General features: G+C 41.1%; 3 protein-coding genes. 2 read left to right on the plus strand and 1 reads right to left on the minus strand.

All coding sequences use genetic code 11. The features are described 5' to 3' along the window. Together PX484_RS09560 and PX484_RS09565 are read left to right on the plus strand one after the other, a co-directional pair. The coding region (locus PX484_RS09560) for an ACT domain-containing protein (protein WP_288103620.1) at nucleotides 1–723 on the plus strand (723 nt) is incomplete at its 5' end. 157 nt (nucleotides 724–880) lie between these two features. After that, on the plus strand, nucleotides 881–1,879 hold the full coding sequence (locus tag PX484_RS09565; protein WP_004267966.1) for an MraY family glycosyltransferase: 999 nt from the start codon (nucleotides 881–883) through the stop codon (nucleotides 1,877–1,879). Between the two features lie 561 nt (nucleotides 1,880–2,440). Here the strand turns inward: PX484_RS09565 and PX484_RS09570 are convergent. After that, on the minus strand, nucleotides 2,441–3,281 hold an 841-nt coding region (locus tag PX484_RS09570; RefSeq protein WP_288103624.1), incomplete at its 5' end, for an IS982 family transposase.

The following is a 3,281-nucleotide window of genomic DNA, read 5'->3' on the forward strand; positions in this document are numbered from 1 at the left end:
AAAACTGGCTTCGATGCCCTGCTGAAATCGGAACGAATGCAATCGGTGGCTAAACAGTGCAATTATGTGGCAGTAGATGATTTATTGGCGGCCTTAGGTTACGGCGAAGTTACCCTAAAAAATGTGGTTAATCGTCTGCAAGAAACAGTTAAAAATCAACAGGAAATTTTAACGGTCAAAAATCCGCCCGATGTCCTGACTGATTCCCAATTGATTCTACCACCTTCTCCCGTTCAAAGGGCTTTACCCGTTAGTAAATCACCGATCGCCGGTGTGGAGGGATTAGTCTATCGTTTGGCCGGTTGTTGTTGTCCTTTACCAGGAGAAAATATTACCGGTATAGTTGCCCATGCGGGGGAAGGTATTGTTATTCACCGTCAGGGCTGCTCGAATGTGGAAAAAGCCGAAGCTGAACGCTTAATTCCTGTTAGTTGGAACCCCCTAGATGACCAGGGACGTTATCCAACTTATCCAGTAAATATTCAGATTGAAGTGATTGATCGCGTCGGGGTTTTAAAAGATATTCTCTCTCGTTTAAGTGACCAAAATATTAACGTTCGCAATGCCGGAGTTAAGACTAATTTCGGTAAACCCGCTTTAATTTCCCTGAAAATTGAAGTAAAAGACCTGCAACAATTTGAACGCTGTGTTGGTCAAATTAAGCTGATGAGCGATATTTTAAACGTTCGTCGCATCAGTCAGGTAAAAAGCGATCGAGAGTAGGTTAAACCTGAAATTGCTGATCATATTCCCCAAAACCCGAAGCGCCTTAGCTTTGGAAGTGGGATGCTGACACTGACTAAAACCACGATGGCAATATCTGCACTTTTTGTCACCGAACAACGTAGGATCGATAATTAATCTGAGTGCAAAAATCCCTATGTTATTATCCCTACTCTCAGTCATCAGTTTTCTGATTAGTTTTCTGGTGGTTGCCCTGATTAAACAACGTTTTAGCCAACAATTGTTAGATATTCCCAATGAGCGTAGCAGCCATAGTCAACCCACACCCAGGGGAGGTGGGCTCGGTTTTGTCGTCGCTTTTGCTCTTACCGGCGGCCTCAGTTATTTTCTCCTTCCTCCTTCCCTACCTCTTATTCCCCTGTGGTTGTCCCTGACTCCTTTAATTATTATCGGCCTTCTCGATGATCGTCGCGGTATTCCCTCTAGTATTCGCTATTTAGTGCAGTTATCCTCCGCTAGTGTTGCGGTCACTTTTTTCGGTGCTTTTCCCCAATCTTGGCTATTAGATTTGGGTTTTGGCGGCAAAATTTTGGCTTTTATTCTCACAATTATCGGCCTGACCGCGATCATTAACTTTTATAATTTTATGGATGGTCTTGATGGCTTGGTGGCTGGCTGTACGGCGGTACAATTAGGGTTTCTCGCTCTCTATTTTCAGCAACCAATTTTATGGCTTTTAGTGGCAGCTTTAGGCGGTTTTCTCCTCTGGAATTGGTCGCCAGCGAAAATTTTTATGGGCGATGTGGGTAGCACCAGTTTAGGGGCAATTGTCGCTATGGTTTTACTTAATGCCCAGGGCAATCAAAGTCAGGCTTGGTCAGCTTTAACTATCACTTTACCTCTGATTGGTGATGCTATTTATACCCTGATTTGTCGATTATTAAGAAAGGAAAATATCTTCCAAGCTCACCGCAGTCACCTTTATCAAAGATTACAAAAATCTGGCTTGTCTCATCCACAAGTGGCAATTATTTATATGGTGGTAACTCTCCTGATTGCTATTAGTATTAACTACTTAGGAAACCTAGGAGCATGGCTGAGTTTACCTCTGATTCTAGGATTAATTGTTCTCGGAGAAATTTATCTGAACAGGAGAGTTAGCGAGCATAATTTAGCGGTGACAAGAAAAGAATAAATTTTTTACTGCTATGGATACGCGGGTTATTCAAACCTAGAGAATGTTATAAGTAGGTAGGTGTTAAAAATTGTCAGTTCCCCCACCTTATCAAGGAGGGATTAAGGGGGGTTCTATCTTCAATTTAATTATAACCTGCTACTTACTAAATCCTGTTTCAAAATTATAGTGAGCCTAGATTAGGGAGCAGAAGTAATTACTCAAATAGTTATTAGCGAAAGTCGTTTCTTTCACTCAAAAACCGATGGTTTTAATCTGGCAAAAACAGAGCTATTTATTTATTATAACCCTTGCAAATTAATTATATGTTATAATGGTAGCTTAACTAATTTTCCCCAAAAAATTAGTTAATTAGTATATTTGTTTTGAATAAAAAGCTAAAGTTTGACTTTTAACCCAAAACTCTTTAGATATGCCTTAATTTGGTTATCAAAACCTGTTTATTTAAGCGACACAAACTATCTCAATTATAAAAATTGAGAATAAATTCTCCTTGTAAATTAATGTTTGACAACTTTTAATAAGTTGCTATACCTATCCTTAACTCAACCCCAGTTCGGGTTAAGCAGCGGGGGGTAAAGCCCATTCCATCTTCAAGGAGGGTTTTTTCGGCTGGTGACAGTAAGCAATCAAACCACAGAGAAGATTAACGCAAAAATTAACAGGGCTGCGGTGGCGGGAATGTTCAATCTGAGAGATGTTCTTGAGTTGGTCAATAATAGTCTCGACAATAGAACGCTTACGGGATAAAAGCTTGTCATAAAGGCGGATTAAGCGATTTTTCATGTTCCGCTTGGGTTTAGCAAAAAACTCAATACCAAAATCTTTGAGCAGTTCCTCCCCCAGGGATTGAGAGACATAACCTCGGTCAGCAAAAACTTTGCCAAACAAGGATTGTAGCAATTTGTTCACGGGTTTGCGGTCGTCCACATTGCCGGGGGTAAGGTGAACGTTGAGCAATTCTCCTTCCTCGTTCACCACTAAATGCAGTTTAAAGCCAAAAAACCAGTCCACAGAGGTTTTTCCCCGTGCGGCTAAATTGTCAAACACCCGATGACTACTGATGCGGCGATTATGGCAGACCTGAATTTTGGTGGCATCGACAAAGCTAATCCCCGTGCAACGACCAAAACAATGCTTCAAGTAAACGCATAAGGGGATGAGAGTCGAGGGTATCCATTCGATAAAACGTTGATAGCTAGGCAGTTGAGGGAACTCTTGTCGCCAGTAGACACAAACATGATCGAGGTAGAAATGTTTAAAATTACGGTAGTGGTTTTGATGGAAAGCGATCAGGATGGTCATAATTTCGCTTAAAGTCAAGATTTTGCCACGTTTACGAGCTTTATTATCGGCTGAAAGCCTTGTCTGTTCTAATTTAGGTTCAAATACACGGCATCCG

The organism is Microcystis sp. M49636_WE2 (genome assembly GCF_030065375.1).
Taxonomy (GTDB): Bacteria; Cyanobacteriota; Cyanobacteriia; order Cyanobacteriales; family Microcystaceae; genus Microcystis; species Microcystis aeruginosa_C.

What these genes read in the sequence shown, in the direction of transcription:
- PX484_RS09565 (WP_004267966.1), top strand. Translation starts at nt 881, where the DNA reads ATGTTATTATCCCTACTCTCAGTCATCAGTTTTCTGATTAGTTTTCTG.